Annotated in this window: 15 protein-coding genes; 6 read left to right on the top strand and 9 right to left on the bottom strand. The window is 75.0% G+C overall.

Translation table 11 applies throughout. The features are described 5' to 3' along the window. Nucleotides 1–16 precede the first annotated feature (16 nt). The gene (locus tag IEV86_RS08345; protein WP_052426046.1) at nt 17–3448 is read right to left on the bottom strand and encodes an EAL domain-containing protein; all 3432 of its coding nucleotides are present in this window, start codon (nt 3446–3448) and stop codon (nt 17–19) included. Between the two features lie 209 nt (nt 3449–3657). On the opposite strand from IEV86_RS08345, the gene IEV86_RS08350 reads away from it, so the two are divergent. After that, nucleotides 3658–4242: a 1-acyl-sn-glycerol-3-phosphate acyltransferase gene (locus IEV86_RS08350; protein ID WP_043604625.1), complete on the top strand. Its 585-nt coding sequence runs from the start codon at nt 3658–3660 to the stop codon at nt 4240–4242. Between the two features lie 58 nt (nt 4243–4300). Here IEV86_RS08350 and IEV86_RS08355 read toward each other — a convergent pair whose 3' ends face one another. The 3 genes from IEV86_RS08355 to IEV86_RS08365 are packed head-to-tail and all read right to left on the bottom strand — an operon-like array spanning nt 4301 to nt 7013. Then, nucleotides 4301–5038 carry an anti-sigma factor gene (locus tag IEV86_RS08355; protein WP_043604627.1) on the bottom strand — a complete coding sequence of 246 codons (738 nt, stop codon included), beginning with the start codon at nt 5036–5038 and terminating at the stop codon, nt 4301–4303. Then, nucleotides 5035–5646 carry an ECF RNA polymerase sigma factor SigK gene (gene sigK, locus IEV86_RS08360; protein WP_043604629.1) on the bottom strand — a complete coding sequence of 204 codons (612 nt, stop codon included), beginning with the start codon at nt 5644–5646 and terminating at the stop codon, nt 5035–5037. The genes IEV86_RS08355 and sigK overlap by 4 nt, the downstream gene beginning before the upstream one ends. 47 nt (nt 5647–5693) lie before the next feature. Then, nucleotides 5694–7013 (bottom strand): hypothetical protein, encoded by a 1320-nt coding sequence (locus IEV86_RS08365; RefSeq protein WP_052426047.1) that lies wholly within the window; start codon nt 7011–7013, stop codon nt 5694–5696. A 192-nt stretch (nt 7014–7205) separates the two neighbouring features. Between IEV86_RS08365 and msrB the strand changes: the two genes are divergently transcribed. The 4 genes from msrB (at nt 7206) to IEV86_RS08385 (ending at nt 10294) form a co-directional block, all read left to right on the top strand. Continuing rightward, nucleotides 7206–7649 carry a peptide-methionine (R)-S-oxide reductase MsrB gene (gene msrB / locus IEV86_RS08370; protein ID WP_052426048.1) on the top strand — a complete coding sequence of 148 codons (444 nt, stop codon included), beginning with the start codon at nt 7206–7208 and terminating at the stop codon, nt 7647–7649. Further along, nucleotides 7649–8284, top strand: coding sequence for a hypothetical protein (locus IEV86_RS08375; RefSeq protein WP_229734554.1), 636 nt, complete (start codon nt 7649–7651; stop codon nt 8282–8284). The genes msrB and IEV86_RS08375 overlap by 1 nt, the downstream gene beginning before the upstream one ends. A 382-nt stretch (nt 8285–8666) precedes the next feature. Next, a complete protein-coding gene (locus IEV86_RS08380; RefSeq protein WP_043604634.1) occupies nt 8667–9287 on the top strand; it encodes a DUF47 domain-containing protein in 621 nt (206 codons plus the stop codon). Nucleotides 9288–9292: 5 nt separating this feature from the next. Beyond that, complete coding sequence (locus IEV86_RS08385) at nt 9293–10294, top strand: inorganic phosphate transporter (protein ID WP_043604636.1); 1002 nt, start codon at nt 9293–9295, stop codon at nt 10292–10294. Nucleotides 10295–10344: 50 nt separating this feature from the next. Here the strand turns inward: IEV86_RS08385 and IEV86_RS08390 are convergent, their stop codons facing one another. Genes IEV86_RS08390 through IEV86_RS08410 form a run of 5 tightly spaced genes read right to left on the bottom strand, consistent with a single transcriptional unit; the run spans nt 10345 to nt 16078 of the window. Beyond that, the gene (locus IEV86_RS08390; RefSeq protein ID WP_043604638.1) at nt 10345–11328 is read right to left on the bottom strand and encodes an NUDIX hydrolase; all 984 of its coding nucleotides are present in this window, start codon (nt 11326–11328) and stop codon (nt 10345–10347) included. Nucleotides 11329–11337: 9 nt separating this feature from the next. Continuing rightward, nucleotides 11338–13668 carry an RNA degradosome polyphosphate kinase gene (locus IEV86_RS08395; protein WP_081978610.1) on the bottom strand — a complete coding sequence of 777 codons (2331 nt, stop codon included), beginning with the start codon at nt 13666–13668 and terminating at the stop codon, nt 11338–11340. Nucleotides 13669–13721: 53 nt separating this feature from the next. After that, nucleotides 13722–14657 carry a mycothiol synthase gene (mshD, locus tag IEV86_RS08400; RefSeq protein ID WP_043604640.1) on the bottom strand — a complete coding sequence of 312 codons (936 nt, stop codon included), beginning with the start codon at nt 14655–14657 and terminating at the stop codon, nt 13722–13724. Nucleotides 14658–14669: 12 nt separating this feature from the next. After that, entirely contained in the window at nt 14670–15575 is a 906-nt protein-coding gene (locus tag IEV86_RS08405; RefSeq protein WP_052426049.1) for a potassium channel family protein, read from the bottom strand. Continuing rightward, entirely contained in the window at nt 15554–16078 is a 525-nt protein-coding gene (locus tag IEV86_RS08410) for a DUF421 domain-containing protein (RefSeq protein ID WP_043604689.1), read from the bottom strand. Before IEV86_RS08410 ends, IEV86_RS08405 begins: the two co-directional genes overlap by 22 nt. A gap of 135 nt (nt 16079–16213) precedes the next feature. On the opposite strand from IEV86_RS08410, the gene IEV86_RS08415 reads away from it, so the two are divergent. Continuing rightward, on the top strand, nt 16214–17539 hold the full coding sequence (locus tag IEV86_RS08415) for a DUF2254 domain-containing protein (RefSeq protein ID WP_052426050.1): 1326 nt from the start codon (nt 16214–16216) through the stop codon (nt 17537–17539). The last annotated feature ends 1 nt before the right edge of the window (nt 17540 follow it).

Consider the following 17540-nt stretch of genomic DNA (forward strand, 5'->3'; position numbering starts at 1 on the left):
CACGGGCCGGTGACCGTCATCCCTCGACGGCCACCGGCCCGATCGCGCGCCCGAGCAGGCGTCCCGCCTCGTCACCCGGCACGGCCTTGGCGTAGAGCCACCCCTGCGCCGAGCTGCAGCCCATCTCGTGCAGGCGCGCGGCCTGGTCGGGGGTCTCGACGCACTCCGCGACCACCTCGAGCCCGAGGGCGCGGCCCATCGCGATGATCAGGCCCACGAGCTCCGACGTCTGCGCCACCGTCCCGAGCTCGCGGACGAACGAGCCGTCGATCTTGAGCGCGTCGACGGGGAACGAGCGCAGCGCGTGCAGCGAGGACTGCCCGGTCCCGAAGTCGTCGATGTGCAGGCGCAGCCCCATGTCGCGCAGCGTCGTCATGATCATGCGCGCCTGGGTCGGGTCGGACATCATGACCGACTCGGTGATCTCGACGACGAGGCATTCGGGCGGGACCTCATGGCGCGCGAGCGCGTCGCGCAGGCCCGGGATCAGGTCGACGTTCCAGAACTCGCGGTGCGAGATGTTCACCGACACGGTCACGGCCTGGCCGTGCTCTCGCCGCCAGTCGGCCACCTGCCGGCACACCTCGTCCACGAGCCACTCGCCGAGCGCGACGATCGTGCCGTGCTCCTCCATCTCGGGGATGAAGGTGTGCGGCCCGAGCAGTCCGCGCTCCGGGTGCTGCCAGCGCACGAGCGCCTCGAAGTGGTGCACGACGGTGTCGCACAGCGGCACGATCGGCTGGTAGTGGACGACGAACTGCCGGTCGGCGAGCGCCGTCCGCAGCTCGCCCCGCGCGCGCAGCCGGCCCGTCGCGCGGGCGTGCATCTCGGCGTCGAAGTGCGCCGTCGTCCCGCGGTCCTCGCCCTTCGCGTGGTACATCGCGGTGTCGGCGTCGCGGAGCACGTCCTCGGGGTCGGTGTAGCCGACCGCCGACGTCGTGATGCCGATGCTCGCCGTGACCGCGACCTCGTGGTCGCCCAGGTGCACGGGCGCCGCGACGGCGTGCTGGATCCGCTCGACGACGCGGTGCACGCGGTCCTCCGGCAGACCCGCCAGGAGCACCGCGAACTCGTCGCCGCCGAACCGCGCCGCGGTGTCGACCGACCGCACGACGCCGCGCAGCCGCTCGCCGACCACCTCGAGCAGGCGGTCGCCCATGAGGTGGCCCAGCGAGTCGTTGATGAGCTTGAACCCGTCGAGGTCCATGAACACGACGGCGAACCGGCGCGCGTCGTCGAAGCGCGCCTCGTCGACGGCCGCGGACAGCCGCTCGAGGAACAGGCGACGGTTGGGCAGACCCGTGAGCTCGTCGTAGAGGGCTGCGCGACGCAGCCTCTCCTCGAGCCGCTTGCGCGGGTCGATGTCCGACAGCGACCCGACGAGGCGGTGCACCTCGCCGTCGCGGACCACGCGCACGCCGCGGCCCAGCAGCCAGCGCCAGTCGCCGTCGTCGGCCCGGACCCGGTACTCGAGCTCCACGGGACGCTCACCCGCGTCCTCCGACCGCGCGAGGGTCGCGGCGACCAGGTCGCGGTCCTCGGGGTGCACCGCGTCGAGCCAGCGGCCGGCGTCGATCGGGCCGTCCGGCGGCAGGCCGATCAGCGCGCGGCACCGCTCGGACGCGTACAGCTCGCCGGTCGTCGGGTCCCACTCCCACAGGCCGTCGTTCGCGGCCGCGGCAGCGGCGGCGTACCGCTCCTCGCTCGCGCGCACCGCGATCTCGAGCTGTTCGCCCTCGAAGGCCGAGCACAGCAGCTGCCCCCAGTGCAGGTAGATGTCGCGCGACGACGACGTGTCGATCTCGCCGACGACGGCGAGCAGGCCCCAGTCGCGGTCGCGCGTGCGGACGGGGACGACGAAGCACGCCTCGCGCTGCGCGGCGTCGGCCAGCCCGACCAGCTCGGTGGGCGGGAAGGAACGGACCGAGGTGGTGGTCGGGACGTCGCACAGGCGGCCCTCGGGGTCGTACGTCCCCACGACGCGCAGCGCACCGTCGTCGCCGGACCACAGCGCGAGCACGCCCGCGCGGACGTGCGTGCCCTCGAGCCAGCGCAGCCGCCGGAAGTCCGGGCCTGCGGCGTCGAGGAGGCTCGCGGACAGCGTGAACTGCTCGGTCAGCAGCCGCTCCTGCGCCTTCGACCTGCGCAGGTACGTCTCGGCCTGGAGCTGCCACAGCGCCGAGACGACCTGGGCGGCGCCCACGTGCCCGGCCTCGGTGGGCCGCATCGTCCACGGCGCGCGGTCGATGTGCTCGATCACGACGTTGGTCACGCGGTGCAGCGCGTCGGGGCGCGGCGCGAGCCGACGCAGCGCCGCGACGACGTCCCGGGCCTGCGCCGCCGTCGGGGCCTCCACGCCCTCGAGGAGACCCACCGCGGCGTCGACGACCCGCGCGACGACGTCGGGCGTGAGGGCGGGTACCGCGGCGTCGTCGAGGTCGACGAGCAGCTGCGTGAGCTCGTCGCGGAGCATCCGCCCCGGCGACGTCACGAGCGGCGCGGTGGTCCGCGGTGCGTCCTGGGGTGCGTCCGCCGGTACGTCGGCCGGCTCGGGGACCCGCTCGCCCAGCGTGGACGTCCCGCGCAGCAGGCCGCCCGAGCACCCGCACGACGCGCGCGCCGCGACGAGCGCGGCCGCGGGTGTCTGCGGTGTCGTCGGCGGCTGCGCGCCGCGGATCGTGTCGAGCACGAGCCGACCGGCGAGCGCGCCCACCTGGTCGAACCGCTGGCTCACGCTCGTGAGGCTCGGCGTGCTGAAGCAGCCCGCCTCGATGTTGTCGAAGCCGACGACGGCGACCTCGCCCGGCACGCAGACGCCCGCCGCGGCGAGGCCCTCGAGCAGCCCGAGCGCGTTGCGGTCGGTCGCGACCATGAGCGCCGTGGGGCGGTCCGCGGCCGCAGCGACCGCCCGGGCCGCCGCGAGACCGCCGGGCTCGGCGTTGTCGGGGGCCTCGAAGAGCAGCCGCGCGTCGGGTCGCAGCCCGTGGGCGGCGAGCGCCTCCTGGTACGCGGTGTAGCGCTCGCGGATGTCGGTCTGCACGAGGTTGCCCACGAACCCGATGCGCGTGTGCCCGTGCGCGAGCAGGTGCTCGACCGCGGCGAACGTGCCGCCGCGGTTGTCGGGCAGCGCGACGGGCACGTCGAGCCCGTCGAGGCGGCTGCTCGCCAGGACCACGGGGACGCCGTGCTCGCGCAGGCGCGCCAGGTACGGCGCGGCGGCGGCGAGCGAGACGGCGACCGCGCCGTCGACCTCGTCCCACGCGACCTGCAGGTCGAAGGACGGCGTGCGCACGACGGCGTCCGCGACGTCGCCCGGGTCGAGCGTCTGGACGACGACGACGCGTCCCCCCGCGGCGGCGACCTCGTGCGTCAGCCCGGCCAGCAGCTCCCCGAAGTAGAAGCCGCTCGTGCTGCGCGCGAACGCGAGCACGGTCGTCGGGTGGGCCACGGTGCCTCCGGTCGGGCGGGAGCGGTACGCCTGCCCATCGGCGCCCGTCCGGTGGATCTGAGCCGCCGGGCGGTCCGACCGGCACCGGCGACGGGTGAGAATTGACCCGTGACCCCCACCGACCTGCACGACCTGCCGGCCGCAGCCGCCCGGCACCCCCGTCCCCCGGCCGTCGGCGCGCCGTCGTGAGCGGCGGAGCGTCCAGGCGGATGCCCGCCCGCCGGTGGTTCGCGCGCACGCTCCTGCGCGCGGCGCGCTGGCGGGTCGAGGGCACGATCCCGCGCACCGGGATCTTCGTGGGTGCGCCGCACACGTCGAACTGGGACTTCGTCCTCACGGTGCTCGTGCTGTGGGCCGAGGGCATCCAGCCGCGCACGCTCGTCAAGCGCGAGCTGTTCTGGTGGCCCATGGGGCCGCTGCTGCGCATGCTCGGCAGCGTGCCGACCGAGCGCGGTGCGCGTGGCGGCCTCGTCGAGCGGCTGACGGCGCAGGCGCGCAGCGCCCCCGACGACTTCGTGCTCGTGCTCGCGGCGGACGGGACGCGCTCGCCGACCGACCACTGGAAGTCGGGCTTCTACCGCCTCGCGCAGGGCACCGGCCTGCCGGTCGTGCTCGCGTGGGTCGACGGGCCGACGCGCACCGTCGGGTTCGGCGGGACGCTCGAGGTCACGGGCGACGTGCGCGCGGACATGGACAAGGTCCGCGCGGTCTACGCGGGCAAGCGCGGCGTGCGGCCCGGGCGGGGGAGCACCCCGCGCCTGCGCGAGGAGGACGCGGGGACCGCGCCCGTCTGACGGCCGTCGCCGTCCGCCTCGTCGTCGGGTCAGCGTGGGGCCTGAGGTCCGCCGGACCTCAGGCCTGCGGCAGGAGGACCACCACGGGCGTCGTCGTCGGCTGCTGCGAGCCCCCGGCCGGCTCGACCGAGAGGGCGACGCCGTCGCCGGGGCGGTAGTCGTCGAGGACGCGCGCCGCGCCGCCGTCGCGCAGGTCGAGCAGGCCCGCGGCGACGGGCACGCCGTCGCGCATCGCCCAGACCTGGTAGACGCGGTCGTCGTCGAGGCCCGGGAGGTCCTGCGCGACGAGCAGCGCGCGCTCGTCGGTGAGCACCGCGACGGCCTCGCCGCCGCCGGCGACGGCGTCGCGCAGCAGCGTCGCCCCGGGGTCGGCGAGCACGTCGGCGAGGAGGTCGGCGCGCTCCTCGGCCGCGACGGCGCGCTCGTGCTGCTGCCAGGCGAGCGTCCCGGGCACGCCCGCCGCCAGGACGACCGCGACCGCGGCCGCCGCGGCCCACGCGAGCGGGAGGGGGCGGCGGACACGCTGCTCCCGGCGCTCGCGCTGCTGCGCGAGGTCGACGACGCGCCCCTCCTGCGGGGTCGTCGCGAGCGACGCGAGGACGGCGTCGCGGACGCGGTCGGGGGGCGCGGAGGGGGTCGCGGTGCCGAGGGCGGCGGCGGTCGCGCGCAGCCCGGCCAGCTCCGCGGCCGCCTCGGGGTCGGCTGCGACGAGCTCCTCGACGGCGCGGCGCTCGTCGTCGTCGACCGCGTCGAGCGCGTACGCGCCGAGCAGCTCGCGTGCCTCGTCGCGCGTCACCGGTCCACCCCCAGGCAGTCGCGCAGGCGCAGGAGGCCGTCGCGGATGCGGCTCTTGACGGTCGGCAGGGCCGCGTCGAGCTCGGCCGCGACCTCGCGGTACGTGCGCCCCCCGTAGTAGGCGAGCACGACGGCGTCGCGCTGCGTCGTCGTCAGGCCGCCCAGGCAGTCCCGGACGCGTCGGCGCTCCATCGTCTCCTCGACCTCCTCGGCCACCACGTCGTACGGGACGTGGTGGTCGCCGTCCACCACGTGCTGGTCCCGGTCCCGCTGCGCCTGGACCGAGCGGACCCGGTCGACGGCGCGGCGGTGGGCGAGGGTCACGACCCACGTGCGGGCCGAGCCGAGGCGGGGCTCGAACCGGGTCGCGGTGCGCCACACCTCGAGCATGACCTCCTGCGTGACCTCGGCGGCGAGGTCCGGGTCTCGCAGGACCGCGCGGGCCGTGCCGTGGACGGCAGGGGCGAGGAGGTCGTAGAGCCGCGCGAAGGCGGCCTCGTCGCCGCCCGCAGCCGCGAGGAGGAGCGTGTCCGCCTCCGCGCCGGGTCCGGCGCTGCCGGCCGGCCGCCCCGCGGTGCGCGCGCTGGGGGCGGCGTCGGGCGGGGTCACCGGCTCAGTCTGCCAGGCAGACCGACCGGGGACCCCGCCCGGTCGCGTCAGCCGACGAGGGCCGCCTTCATGCTGTCGATCGCGCCCGCGAGCGTCTCGACGTGCATGGTCAGGCCCTCGGCGACGGCGTCGGCGGGCAGCTCGCCGCCGCTGACCTCCTCGAAGAACGCGCCGGCGCGCGGGCGGTAGCCGTCGAGCTCGACGAGCGCGGCCTCCATGCCCTCGGCGTCGTCCGCGGCGGCCGCCTCGGCGTACTCGACGAAGTAGCCGATGTGCTCGCGCCACAGCTCGAGGAACGCGGCGCCGTTCTCCTCGCCCGCGAGCGACGTCACGGCCTCGGACAGCGCGACGGAGTTCTCGTCGAGCTCGGCCGCGGCCGCACCGAACGCGTCGGAGCCGGTCGCGCCCTCGGTCGTGTAGGCCGTGAACACCGCGATGCCGGCCAGGTAGACGTGCTCCTGGAGCAGCTGGGTCAGGCCCGAGCGGAGCTCCGACGCCGGGTCGGTCGGGTCGCCCTCGAGGTCGAGCGCGGTGTCGAACCCGCCCGCGAGCGTGCCCGCGGCCATCCCGACGTGCGCCGCGGCCTCCTGGAGCTCGGCGTACGCGGCCGGGTCACCTGCGGCGAGCGCGTCGATCGCCTCGGTCAGCGTGGTCACGTGCATGCCGAGCGACTCCGAGATCGCCGCGGCGGGCAGTGCCCCGCCGCTGACCTGCTCGAAGAACTGCCCGGCCTCGGCCGTGTAGCCCTGGAGGCTCATGACGGCGGCGTCGGCACCGGCTTGGTCGTCGCCCGCACGGGCGACCGCGTAGTCGACGAAGAAGCCGATGTGCTGGCGCCACAGCGCGAGGAACGCCTCGCCCTGCTCGGCGCCCGCGAGCGAGCCGACCGCGTCGGCCAGCTCGACCGAGTTGGCGTCGAGCGCGGCGGCCGCGGCCTCGAACTCGGGCGAGTCCGGCGCGGTCGCGTACGCCGTCGCGACGGCCGTGCCCGCGAGGTAGACGTGCTCCTGGAGCAGCGCCGTGAGCGTCGCGCGCAGGTCGGCCGCCGCGCTGTCGACGTCGCCCTCGGTCCCCGTCGCCGCGGCCAGGCCGGTCGCGAGCGTGAGCGCCGTGGTCGGCATGTGCGCCGCCGCGGTGCGCGCGTCGACGAAGGGGTCACCCGTGCCCGCGGGCATGAGGGTCGTCGCCATGTCCTCCTCGGCCACGTCCATGTCGTCCTGCATGGAGGTGTCCTCCTGCGCGGCGGCCGGCTCGTCGGCCGGCTCGGCGCCCGTCGAGCACGACGTCAGCGCGAGCGCCGCGGTGACGGCGGCGACGGCGGCGGTCGTGGCCCGGCGGCGGCCCGTGCGGTGGTGCGTGGTGCGCATGATGGCTCCTCGTTCTCGGTGGTGTGTCACCAGGGGTTCGGAGCCGGAGGGCGGGTGGATGGGTCGGGTCCCGGACCGGTTGCGGCGGGTGTCGGGACGCGGACGTAGTGTCGGACCGCGGACCGTTCGCGGTCCGGCACCCATGCACTGTCCGCACTGTCCGTGAAACCCTGACGCGAGCCGGAGGCCCCCATGGCGTACGAGGTGACCAGGTCCGAGGAGCAGTGGCGCGAGCAGCTCTCGCCCGAGGAGTACGCCGTGCTGCGCCAGGCGGGCACGGAACGCCCCTGGACGGGCGAGCTGCTCGAGGAGAAGCGTGTCGGAACGTACCGCTGCCGCGCGTGCGGCAACGTGCTCTTCACGGCCGAGACCAAGTTCGACTCGCACTGCGGCTGGCCGAGCTTCTACCAGCCCACCGAGGGCGACGCGGTCGAGCTGGTCGAGGACCGCAGCCTCGGCATGGTCCGCACCGAGGTGCGCTGCGCGCGGTGCGGGTCGCACCTCGGCCACGTGTTCGACGACGCTCCCCAGACCCCGACGGGGGACCGGTACTGCATGAACTCCGTGTCGCTCACGTTCGAGGCCGAGGACGGCGCGGCGGGCGGGCCGGCGGGGGGCACCGGGAGCGGGGCCTGATGGAGGACCGCCCTCGTCGTCCCCGGCGCCCCGCGATGCTCGACCCGCGGGCCGCCGAGGAGATCCCCGGCGACCTGGACCCCGCGCTGCGCCAGGAGGTCGCCCACACCACGGCCGGCATCCTCGTCCACCAGGGTCGCGCCGCCGAGGACCCGGACATGGTCGACCGCCTCGTGCGGCTCGTGGAGACCGAGGGCCTGGACACGGTCGCGGGCCTGTGGGCGGACAGCCCGTCGAACACGCTCCCGGGGGCGCTCTGGCGCCTGTACGTCCTGCGCGAGTGGGTGCGCCGCGACCCCCACACGGTCGCCGAGCGCTACCGGCTCGGCGTCGCGCGCGCCCAGGTCCACGACGTCGTCGCGGGCGTCGCGAGCCCGCCCGGTCCGCAGGACGTGTCCCGCGTGGTCGACGCGGTGCTGTCCGGGGTCTTCTCCGCGGACCTCGCCGTCGCGCTCGAGCGCGCCGCCGCGTTCTGCCGCGTCCTGTCGACCGGGTCCGCGCTGGACGCCGACCTCGTGGACGACCGCGACGGCGACCTCGCGCGCCGCATCACGCACGGCGCCTCCGGCCTGGTCCGCACCGCCGAGGAGCTCGAGGACGCCGCCCGGCTGTGGCGTACTGGTGTCCTCGACTGAGCGGGCGCACCGCGTTCCCGACAGCATTCCCGACAGCCCGGTGAGCCTTCTCACCCGACCCGGACCTGTGCGTCCGACGACGGGCCCGTACAGTGGTGGAGGCGTCGGGCCGCGGTAGCCCCGGGCTCCACACAAAGCCGCTTCGAGCGGCCTTCGCGCCGACAGGCGCTCCCGGTCCGGCGTCACATCCCCCACGAGCACCCCCGGTCACGACGACCGGGGGTGCTCGTGCGTGCGGGGGCGGTCGCCACGGCCTGGCGGGTGAACGCGAGGTGACGACCGTGACAACGGAGGGCCTACGCGGGGTGACGGTTCTGCCCCTAGCCTGTCCTGCGGCCCCCGAGCCGGGGGCCTCCCACCTCCAGCACCCCCGGAGCCTGCTGTGCGCCTGCGCCTGTCGCCTCGCAACGAGTCGTTCTTCGACCTGCTGACCACGACCGCCTCGCAGCTCGTCACCGGGGCCGACCTGCTCGGGCAGGTCGTCGAGGCGGACCCGGTCCGGCGCCCCGAGCTCGCGGCCGCGCTGCGCGACGCCGAGCACGCCGCCGACGAGTCGACCCACGCGTTCCTCCGCAAGCTGAACACGACCTTCGTGACGCCCTTCGACCGCGACGACCTCTACGCGCTCGCATCGGGCCTCGACGACTGCATGGACCACATGGAGGAGGCCGCGGACCTCATCGTGCTGTACCGGATCGGGGCGTTGCCCGAGCTGGTCCGCGACCAGGTCGAGGTCCTGCGGCAGTGCGCGGCGCTCACGGCCGACGCGATGCCGCGGCTGCGGTCGATGAAGGACCTGCCGGAGTACTGGGTCGAGATCAACCGGCTCGAGAACGAGGCCGACCGGCTGTACCGCCGCCTCATCGCCGACCTGTTCCACAACGGCACCGACGCCGTCGAGATCATGAAGCTCAAGGAGGTCGTCACCGCGCTCGAGGACGCGGCCGACGCGTTCGAGGGCCTCGCGAACCACGTCGAGACCGTCGCGCTCAAGGAGTCCTGACCGACGTGGAGATCGTCCTCGTCGTCCTCGTCGTCGTCTTCGCGCTCGGGTTCGACTACACCAACGGCTTCCACGACGCGGCGAACGCGATCGCGACGTCCGTGTCGACCCGCGCGCTCACGCCGCGCGCCGCGCTCATCATGGCGGCGGTCTTCAACATGGTCGGCGCGCTGCTCGGCACCGGCGTCGCGCAGACCATCGGCTCGGGGATCATCGACGTCGGCGAGCGCCCCGCGCACACGGGTCTGATCATGGTGCTCGCGGCGGTCGTCGGCGCGATCGTGTGGAACCTCATCACGTGGTGGTTCGGCATGCCGTCGTCGTCGTCGCACGCCCTCATCGGCGGGCTCACGGGCGTCGGGATCGCGGGCGGCATCACGGTGCACTGGGACGTCATCCTCGACAAGGTGGTCATCCCGATGGTGTTCTCGCCGCTCGTCGGCTTCGGCCTCGCGTTCGCGCTCATGATCGCGCTGCTGTGGGTGTTCCGGAACGCGAACCCGCACAAGGTCACCCGCCGCTTCCGGCACGCCCAGACGGTCTCGGCCGCCGCGATGGCCCTCGGCCACGGGCTCCAGGACGCGCAGAAGACGATGGGTGTCATCGTCCTCGCGCTCGTCGCAGGCGGGTTCCAGGCGACGAGCGAGATCCCGCTGTGGGTCAAGATCTCGGCCGCGCTCGCGATCTCGGCGGGCACCTACGCGGGCGGCTGGCGCATCATGCGGACGCTCGGTCGGCGCGTGATCGAGCTGGACCCCGCGCGCGGGTTCGTCGCCGAGACAGTCGCGGCGAGCGTCCTCTACACGACGGCGTTCGCGTTCCAGGCGCCCATCTCGACGACGCAGACGATCACCTCGGCGATCATGGGCGTCGGCTCGACCAAGCGGCTCTCGGCCGTCCGGTGGGGCGTCGCGGGCAACATCGCGATCGCGTGGGTCCTCACGATCCCCGCGGCGGCGGGCGTCGGCGCGCTCGTCTTCGTGGTGCTCGACGCGCTCATCGGCTGACCCGACCCGACCCGACCCGACCCGACCCGACCCGACCCGACCCGCCGCCGTCAGCCGCCCGCGGCGCCCCGGTGCCGCTCGACCGCGACCACGCGCGGGCTCGCGCCGTCGCTCACGTGGCACACGAGCATCTCGCCTGTCTTGAGCCACGGGTCCTTGGTGGGCAGGCTCCCGAAGGTCCAGCGGCGCGTCGCCTCGTTGACCGTGTCGACCACCGACTGCAGCACGGGCCGGTGGGTCGAGACGACGACGCCGCGCGGGTTCTGCAGGAGGTCGTCCACCACGGCCGCCGCCTTGGCGGGGTCCTCCTTGAACGCCGCCTCGGTGAGCGCGTCGACCGTCCGCACGGGCAGCCCTGTGCGCTCGGCGTACGGGGTGACGGTCCGCAGGCACCGCTCCCAGGGGCTCGAGACCACCTCTCCAACGCCGAACGCCGACAGGACGGGGACCATCGCTGCGGCCTGCGTGCGCCCCTGCCCGGTCAGCGGCCGGGTCTCCTCGCCGCCCTTCCACGCCGACCGTCGTTGCGCGCGACCGTGGCGTGCCACGACGACGGCGTTCGTCGCGAGCCGGTCGCGCTCGCGCAGCCACATGAGGCGCTCGAGCGGGAGCCGGTCGGCGCGCCGGGTCAGCAGGTCGGCGGCCGCCGTGGGCGTGACCCACAGGACCTCGTCGATCTCGCTCTCCGGCGCGGGGGACACGGACCCGCGCACGGACAGCGCCGCGCCGTCGTCGGGCCCGGTGAGCCGCGCCGCCCAGTAGTGGACGCGCTTGCCCTTGCCGTCGGACGTCCGGTACGCGATGGACGGGAGCGCGACGCCGAGGACGACGGCCTCGCCGATCTCCTCGCACACCTCGCGCACCGCCGCCGTCGGCAGCAGCTCACCGGGGTCGAGCTTGCCCTTGGGCCAGGACCAGTCCTGGTACCGGGGCCGGTGGACCAGCGGCAGCTCGATCCGCCCGTCCCGCTCGCGCCACACGAGCGCACCCGCCGCCTGGACTGTCCCCGGACGGTCCTCGGTGCTCGCCGTCACCGACGGGCCTCAGCGTGCGCCGGCCGGCCGGCGCCGGCGTCGGGCGATGAGCAGCTCCTGGAGGTCGTGCAGCGGCTCGCCGTCCGCCGTGCGGTGGTGGCGCGTCCACGTGTCGTCCGGACCCAGGTGCCACGTCGCCGTCGACTCGTCCATCGACAGGTCCAGCAGACCGAGCAGCTCCGCGACGTGCCCCTGGTCGCCGATCCGGACGAGGGTCTCGACGCGGCGGTCCAGGTTGCGGTGCATGAGGTCGGCGGAGCCGATGAACACCTCGGGCTCGTCACCCCCGTTCGCGAACGCGAACACCCGCGCGTGCTCGAGGAACCGGCCGAGGATCGACCGCACGCGGATCGTCTCGCTCAGGCCCGGGACGCCGGGGCGCACCGCGCAGATCCCGCGCACCACGAGATCGACCGGGACGCCGACGCGCGACGCCCGGTACAGCGCGTCGATCGTCTCCTCGTCGACCACCGAGTTCACCTTGATCCGGATCCAGGCGGGGAGCCCGGCGAGGTGGTTCTCCCGTTCGCGCTCGATGCGCTCGACCAGGCCCGACCGCACCGACCGGGGCGCGACGAGCAGGCGGTGGAAGCGCGACTTGGGCGCGTAGCCCGAGAGCTGGTTGAACAGGCGCGTGAGGTCCTGCCCCACCTCCGGGTCGCACGTGAGCAGGCCCAGGTCCTCGTAGATCCGCGCGGTCTTGGGGTTGTAGTTGCCGGTGCCGACGTGGCAGTACCGGCGCAGACCGTCGGACTCCTGGCGGACGACGAGCGACAGCTTGCAGTGCGTCTTGAGCCCGACGATGCCGTAGACCACGTGGACGCCGGCCTGCTCGAGCTTGCGGGCCCACGTGATGTTCGCCTGCTCGTCGAAGCGCGCCTTGATCTCGACCAGGGCGAGCACCTGCTTGCCCGCCTCGGCGGCGTCGATGAGCGCGTCGACGATCGGGGAGTCGCCCGAGGTCCGGTAGAGCGTCTGCTTGATCGCGAGCACGTGCGGGTCCGCCGCGGCCTGCGCGAGGAAGGTCTGGACCGACGTCGCGAACGAGTCGTACGGGTGGTGCAGGAGCACGTCGCGGCGGCGGATCGCGGCGAAGATGTCGGTCGGCGTCGCGGACTCGACCTCGGCGAGGTGCCGGTGCGTCCCGCCCACGAACCGCCGGAAGCGCAGGTCCGGGCGGTCGAGGTCCGCGATGAGGTTGAGGCCCGTGAGGTCGAGCGGTGCGGGCAGCTCGTACACCTCGGACTCGTCCACGCCCAGCTCGCGCACGATGAGCTCGCGCACGCGCGGCGCGATGTCCTCCGCGATCTCGAGGCGGACGGGCGGTCCGAACCGGCGGCGCAGGAGCTCCTTCTCCATCGCCTGGAGGATGTTCTCGGCGTCGTCCTCCTCGACCTCCACGTCCTCGTTCCGGGTGACGCGGAAGGTGTGGTGCTCGCGCACCTCCATGCCCGGGAACAGCGCGGAGAGGTGGACGGCGATGACGTCCTCGAGCGGCACGAACGACGTCGGCCCGCGCTCCGGGTCGGCCGTCTGGGTGCTCGGCGCGCTCGGCCGGCCGGCGGCGTCGACCGCGATGAACCGCGGGAGCAGCGGCGGGACCTTGACGCGCGCGAAGTGCTCCTTGCCGGTCGCGGGGTTGACGACGACGACGGCGAGGTTGAGGGACAGCCCCGAGATGTACGGGAACGGGTGCGCCGGGTCGACGGCGAGCGGCGTGAGCACCGGGAAGATCTGCTTGCGGAAGAACTTGTGGAGGCGGTCCTGCTCGTCGGAGCCCAGGTCGTCCCAGTGGACGAGCGTGATGCCCTCGGCCGCGAGCGCCGGCTGCACCTTCTCGCTGAACACCTGCGAGTGCCGGATCATGAGCTCCTGGGCGCGCGCGTCGATCGCCTCGAGGACCTGACGCGGGCTCAGCCCGGACGCGGCCGTCACGGCCATCCCCGTCGCGATGCGGCGCTTGAGGCCCGCGACGCGGACCATGAAGAACTCGTCGAGGTTCGACGCGAAGATCGCGAGGTAGCGCGCGCGCTCCAGGAGCGGCAGCGACGTGTCCTCGGCGAGCTCGAGCACGCGCTCGTTGAACGCGAGCCAGGACAGCTCGCGGTCGGCGAAGCGGTGCTCGGGCAGCGGGTCCTCGGCCTGGGCGGACGCGTCGTCGTCGGCGTCCGACGACGAGCGGTCGGCGCGGCCGGCGCCCTCGGCGTCCTCGGTGCCGTCGGTGCCGTCGGTGCCCGGCGCGGGCGCCGGCGTGCTGACGAGCTCCTCGGCCGCCTCGGCGGCGGCACCGTCGGCCCGGGGGTCGGGCGCGGGCGGCGTGGCCTGGGACTGCGCAGTCATGCGTGTCATCGTCGCATCCCCGCGGCGCGGAGGGGAGCCGTGCTCACGACCCGTCACGACCGGTCGGCGCCGTACTGCACGTCCGCCCGGACGGTCCGGAAGCCGGCCCGTTCGTAGGTCGCGCGCGCGGCGGCGTGACCGCCCTCGACGAAGAGGTCGGCGTGCGCCATCCCGCGTCCGGCCAGGTGCGCGAGGACGTGCGAGGTCATGAACCGCCCGAGGCCCGTGCCCTGCTCGGCCGGGTCGACGGCGAGCGCGTAGAGCTCACCCGTCGTCGTGCCCGGCTCGACCTTGGTCCACGCCGACGCGACCAGCCGGCCGTCGCGCTCGGCGAGCAGCAGGTCGTCGGCGCGGAACCACGGCTCGCGCTCGCGCGCCTCGACGTCGGCGCGCGTGAGTCGACCCTGCTCGGGGTGGTCGACGAATGCGCGTGCGTTGAGCGTGACCCACGCGTCCTCGTCCGCCCCGACGACGAACGGCCGGACGACGACGTCGTCGCGCTCGGGTGCGGGCGGGGCGTCGTGGAGCGCGACCGCCATGCGCAGGAGCTCGCGCTGCACCGTCAGGCCCGCGGACGTCGCGAGGGCACGCGCGGCCGGGAGGTCGCCGTGCGCCCACACGAGCGCGCCCGGACGGCCGGCGTCCGCGGCGACACGACCCACGCGGTCCAGGAGCGCGCCCCCGACCCCGCGGCGACGCGCGTCGGGGAGCACGGCGAGCTCCGCCGAGGCGGGCGCGTCCGCGGGTCCGCCGAGGTCGACCTGCGCGTAGCCGACGGGGCCGACCGGCACGCCCTCGCGCGCGCCGTCCCCGGCGGCCTCGCGCTCGAGGCTCGCGACGACGTGCGCGACGGGTGACCTCGGCGCGAGCCACAGGAGCGTCTGCTCGCCGAAGGCCTCGACGCCGTCGTGCCGGCGCACGACGTCCGCGAGGGTCCGGACGGCGTCCGCCGTCGTCGGGGGGAGCTCGTCCACGACCTCGATCAGCACGCCTGCATCCCATCACGCGTCCGGCGCCGGGTGCCCGTGGTCGCGGGCGAGCCGGCGCACGAGGTCGGCGCGCTCCGGTGCGCCGTCGCCGCCGGTGCGCACGAACCGGCGGTCCAGGAGCGCTGCGAGCTCGTCGACGACGCGGTCCAGCGCCGCGCCTCCGGCGCGCAGGGCGCCGTCGTCGGCGCCGCGCGCGCGGCTCGCGAGGTCGTCGGCGGCGTGGAGGGCCCACGCGAGGGACGCCTCGGCGTCCTGGTCCCGGAAGTAGTAGGAGGGCGCGGTCTGCCCGAGGTCGACGTGCACGTTCGCGAGGCGCTCGGTGGCCTGCGCGAGCACGGCGTCGCCGGGCGGCGGGGCGCCGTCGGCGCGCGTGCGCCACACCGCGACCAGGAACCGTGCGGTCGTGCGGCGGCGCACCAGCGTGGCCTGGACCTGGAGCACCCACGAGACGCCCGCCGTGAGGAGGCTGAAGCCCAGCAGCGCCTGCGCGCCCGCGAGCAGCCGCAGCCACCCGTCGCGCGGCACGAGGTCGCCGAAGCCGAGCGTGCTCACGCCCACCGTGGACACGTACAGCGCGTCCACGACGGGGCTGCGCGTCGCCGGGTCGAGGTTCGAGGAGTAGGCGAAGCCGCCGGCCGCGATCGCGGGCAGGTAGACGAGCGCGCCGCCGACGACGACGAGCACCGCCCAGCACGCGACCACGGACACGAGCAGGAGCGGCCCGGCGACGTCCCTGGCGTGCGTGCCCAGGCGGCCGGTCGCGCCCCACAGCACCCGCGCGAGCCCACGGCTGATGCGGCCCTCGCCCGACGCGTGCCACAGCGTGTGGAACACGTCGCGCAGCGTCAGGACGACGACGACGAACCCGGCGACGGTCGAGAGCCACCCGAGCACCGTCACGACGTCGGCCCCGTCCACCCCTCGACGCCGTGCAGCGCACGCGCGTCGCCGAGCGCCGACGACGGGACGACGCTCAGGGTTCCGTCGCCCTCGAGGACGACCGCGGCGACGTCGCCGAGCCCGCCACGGCCCGAGGACCGGACGGCCTGGCGGAGCTCGTCCTCGGTGAGCCGCTCACGCCGCATCGCGTCCGCGACGGGCCGCCCGTCGCGCAGGACGACCACCGGGCGGGCCGTGACCGCCCCGCGTCCCCCGGGCAGGTGCACCGTCGTCCACGACACCGCGAGCTGCAGGACGCCGAGCAGGGCGAGCGCGACCGCGCCCTCGGACCACGAGACGTCGCTGCTGAGCAGGATGGTCGCGAGCGTCGAGCCGAGCGCGACCGTGACGACGAGGTCGAACGCGTTGAGCTTCGCGAGCGTGCGTTTGCCGAGCACCCGCAGGAGCACGACGAGCGTCGCGTACGCGGCGGCGCCGACGGCGAGCACACGGACGAGGTCGGACCACGAGTCGAACCACATCCCTCGTGCGTACCACCGGGACCGGGCGCCCGCGACGGCACGCGACCACCCGCAGCGGCTGCGGCCGGCACGGCCCGCGAGCACGCCGCCCGGGGTGCGGATGCCGGACGGCGGTCCTCCTGGCACGCTCGCCGCATGGCAGCACCGGTGCGTCTGAGGCAGCGCTTCTGGTTCCTGCCCGCCCTCATGTGCGCGGGTGCGGTGCTCCTGGCCGAGGGTCTCGTCGCGGTGGACCGGGCCGGAGGCGCCGTCCCGCCGTGGGCCGACGCGGTCCTGCTGCGGGTGGGGGAGAGCGGCAGCCGCGAGGTCCTGGGCGCGATCGCGACCGCGAGCCTGTCGGTCGCCGGCACGACGTTCTCCATCACGATCGCCGTGCTGGCGCTCACGTCGTCCGCGTACGGGCCGCGCCTCGTGCCGAACTTCATGGCGGACCGGGGCAACCAGGCCGCGCTCGGGGCCTACACCGCCACGTTCCTGTACGCGCTGCTCGTGCTGCGCTCGGTCCGCGTGCTCGGTGACCCCGGTGACCAGCAGGCCGAGGTCTTCGTCCCGCACCTGGCCGTCAACGTCGCGGTGCTCCTCGCCGTCGCCGACGTGGCGGTCCTCGTGTGGTTCATCCACCACATCAGCGACTCGATCCAGGTGTGGACGCTGTCCGGGCGGGTGCGCGAGTCGCTGTGCGACGTCGTCGACTCGCTCTACCCCGAGAGCCTCGCGGCCGACCCGGCCGACGTGCCCGAGGAGCCGCGGGTGCGCCTCCCGGACCCCGCGACCGACCTCGTCGTCACGGCGGACCGCCCCGGTTACGTCGAGCTCGTCGAGGAGGACGAGGTCGCTCGCGTGGCACGGCGGCGCGACGTGCTCGTCGCGCTGCGGGTCAGCCCGGGGGACCATGTCCTCCCGTCGGAGCCGCTCGCCGTCGTGGCCGGCCCGGGTGCCCGCGAGCACGCGGACGACGTGGTCGCCGCAGTGCGTGGGGCCGTGCACGTCGGCGACGCGCGCAACGCGGTCCAGGACGTCGCCTTCGTCGTCCAGCAGCTCGTCGACATGGCGGTCCGTGCGCTCTCGCCCTCGACGAACGACCCGACCACCGCGGTGAACGCGGTCGACGACCTCGCCGCGGGACTCGCGCTGCTCGTGCACCGCCGGCTGCCGTCACCCCTGCGGCTCGACGACGAGGGCACACCGCTCGTGCACGCACCCCGCCCCGAACCCGTCGAGCTCGTCCGGTCGGTCCTGCAGGCGGTGCGGTGGTACGGCCCGACCCACCCCCAGGTGGTCCGCGCTGGTCTGCGCCTCGCACGCCGCGTGGGCACGGCCGCGCGTGACCCACGCGTGCGGGCGGTCGTCGTCGACGAGGTCGGCCTCCTCCTCGACGCCGTGCGGGACGCGGGGCTGCACCCGCGCGACGTCGCCCGCCTCGAGGCCGAGGCGGGCGACGTCCGGACGCTCCTGCGCTGAG

Source organism: Cellulomonas carbonis (assembly GCF_014636275.1).
Classification (GTDB): domain Bacteria; phylum Actinomycetota; class Actinomycetes; order Actinomycetales; family Cellulomonadaceae; genus Actinotalea; species Actinotalea carbonis.